General features: G+C 62.6%; 1 protein-coding gene and 2 pseudogenes. 2 read left to right on the top strand and 1 reads right to left on the bottom strand.

The genetic code is table 11. The annotated features are described in order from the left end of the window. Positions 1-377, bottom strand: a 377-nt coding sequence (locus AC07XB_RS34970) for a hypothetical protein (RefSeq protein ID WP_493688162.1), incomplete at its 3' end; no start/stop codon positions are given. Positions 378-420: 43 nt separating this feature from the next. Here AC07XB_RS34970 and AC07XB_RS34965 point away from each other — a divergent pair. Continuing rightward, a pseudogene (locus AC07XB_RS34965) lies at positions 421-978 on the top strand (YadA-like family protein); the annotation flags it as partial. Positions 979-1,359: 381 nt separating this feature from the next. Continuing rightward, positions 1,360-2,978: pseudogene (locus AC07XB_RS34960) on the top strand (beta strand repeat-containing protein); the annotation flags it as partial.

The raw sequence follows: 2,978 nt of genomic DNA, 5'->3' as shown, positions 1-2,978 counted from the left end.
CTGTCGACTTCCACTTCGACGACGGCCAGCTCGTTGTCGACCGGCGTCAGTTCGCTGTCCACGTCGGCCTCGACCGGGATCAGCTCGCTTTCGACGGGGCTGAGCACGACGAACAGCAACCTGGATAGCCTGTCGACCTCGACGTCAACCGCGGCCAGTTTGCTGTCGACTGGCGTCAGCTCGTTGTCGACGGGTCTGAGCACGACAAACAGCAACCTGGACAGCCTGTCGACTTCGACGTCGACTGGTCTGAGTTCGCTGTCCACGTCGACCTCGACGGGTATAAGCTCGCTGTCGACCGGCGTCAGTTCGCTCTCGACGTCGGCCTCGACCGGCATCAGCTCGCTGTCCACCGGCCTGAGCACCACGAACAGCAACCTGACCTCGCTATCGACATCGGCGTCGACGGCAATCGTCGCAGTGAAGACGCATTACTACAGCGTCAACGACGGCGGCACGCAGGGCAGCAACTACAATAACGACGGCGCCACCGGCGTGAACGCGCTGGCGGTCGGTGTGAACGCGAGTGCCGCAGGAAGATCGGGCGTCGCCATCGGCAACGGAGCCATCGCATCGACGGATAGGTCCATCAGCATCGGCGAGGCAGCGGGCCAGGGAAGCAGCAGCGGTTCGTACAATGTCGCCGTTGGCTCGCAGGCGGGCCAAAACGTCGCTGGCGTATCGAATGTGGCCATAGGCGGCACGGCCGGCATCTCGGTCGCAGGCAACTACAACACCGGCATGGGAACGAGCGCAGGTGTCTTTGTTAGTGGCTCCGGCAATACCTCGTCGGGCTTTTGGGCCGGAGGCATGACCACTGGCAACCAAAACTCGGCATTCGGCACTTTTGCGGGCGCTGGCACCACCGGCGACAACAATGTGGCACTTGGCTCCTATGCCGGCGCTCGGGTCTCGGCTAACGATACCGTCGCCATAGGCAATTTGGCACTGGCGTCGAGTGACCGGGCCATCGCTATTGGCACCGGAGCCCAAGCGAACGGCACACAGTCTATCAGCATTGGTACTGGCAATATCGTCAATGGGAACAACAGCGGTGCTTTCGGTGATCCCAATACGATCAATGGTTCGGGATCGTACGCAATCGGCAACAACAACAACGTCAACGCCAACAACGCCTTCGTGATTGGCAACGGCGTCAGCGTGGGTACCGGCCTGGATGGCGCGGTGGTACTTGGAAATGGTTCAACGGTGGCCGCTGCTACGCCGACGCCTACGGGCACGATCGGCGGCACCACTTACACGTACGCCGGCGGGGCGCCTGCAGTGGGCGATGTGGTAAGCGTCGGCGCACCGGGCGCTGAACGGCAGATCCAGAATGTTGCGGCAGGTCAGGTCAGTGCAACCAGCACGGACGCTATCAACGGCTCGCAGCTCTACGCGACTAACATGGCGGTAGCGTCGCTGTCTACGTCTGCGGGATCGATGTCGACTGAAATCAGCTCGCTGTCGACCGGCGTCAGCTCGTTGTCCACATCCACGTCGACGGGTATCAGCTCTCTCTCGACGGGTCTGAGCACAACGAACAGCAACCTGAATAGCTTGTCGACTTCGACGTCGACGACGGCCAGTTCGCTGTCGACCGGTGTCAGCTCGTTGTCGACTTCGGCCTCGACGGGCATCAGCTCGCTCTCGACGGGTCTGAATACGACGAACAGCAATCTGGACAGCTTGTCGACTTCGACGTCGACGACGGCCAGTTCGCTGTCGACCGGTGTCAGCTCGCTGTCCACCTCGGCCTCGACCGGGATCAGCTCGCTCTCGACGGGTCTGAGCACGACGAACAGCAATCTGGACAGCCTGTCGACCTCGACGTCGACGACCGCCAGCTCACTGTCCACCTCGGCCTCGACGGGTATCAGCTCGCTCTCGACGGGTCTGAGCACGACGAACAGCAATCTGGATAGCCTGTCGACATCGACGTCGACGACCGCCAGCTCACTGTCGACCGGCGTCAGCTCGCTGTCGACCTCGGCCTCGACCGGGATCAGCTCGCTCTCGACGGGTCTGAGCACGACGAACAGCAACCTGGATAGCCTGTCGACCTCGACGTCAACCGCGGCCAGTTCGTTGTCCACGGGCGTCAGTTCGCTGTCCACGTCGGCCTCGACCGGGATCAGCTCGCTCTCGACCGGCCTGAGCACCACGAACAGCAATCTGGACAGCCTGTCGACTTCGACGTCGACCGCGGCCAGTTCGCTGTCCACGGGCGTCAGTTCGCTGTCGACCGGCATTAGCTCGCTGTCGACGGGGCTGAGCACGACGAACAGCAACTTGGACAGCCTGTCGACCTCGACGTCAACCGCGGCCAGTTCGTTGTCCACGGGCGTCAGCTCGCTGTCGACCTCGGCCTCGACCGGGATCAGCTCGCTCTCGACGGGTCTGAGCACGACGAACAGCAACCTGGATAGCCTGTCGACCTCGACGTCGACCGCGGCCAGTTCGCTGTCGACCGGTGTCAGCTCGTTGTCGACGGGGCTGAGCACGACAAACAGCAACCTGGACGGCCTGTCGACCTCGACATCGACCACGGCCAGTTCGCTGTCGACTGGCGTCAGCTCATTGTCCACCTCGGCCTCGACGGGTATCAGCTCGCTCTCGACGGGTCTGAGCACGACGAACAGCAATCTGGACAGCCTGTCGACTTCGACGTCGACCACGGCCAGTTCGTTGTCCACGGGCGTCAGTTCGCTGTCCACGTCGGCCTCGACCGGGATCAGCTCGCTCTCGACGGGTCTGAGCACGACGAACAGCAATCTGGATAGCCTGTCGACGTCGACGTCAACCACGGCCAGTTCGTTGTCCACGGGCGTCAGTTCGCTGTCCACCTCGGCCTCGACCGGGATCAGTTCGCTCTCGACGGGTCTGAGCACGACAAACAGCAACCTGGACAGCCTGTCGACCTCGACGTCAACCACGGCCAGTTCGTTGTCCACGGGCGTCAGTTCGCTGTCCACGTC

This window comes from Cupriavidus sp. GW821-FHT02F09, assembly GCF_059421605.1.
This window is presented reverse-complemented; position numbering and strand designations above follow the sequence as displayed.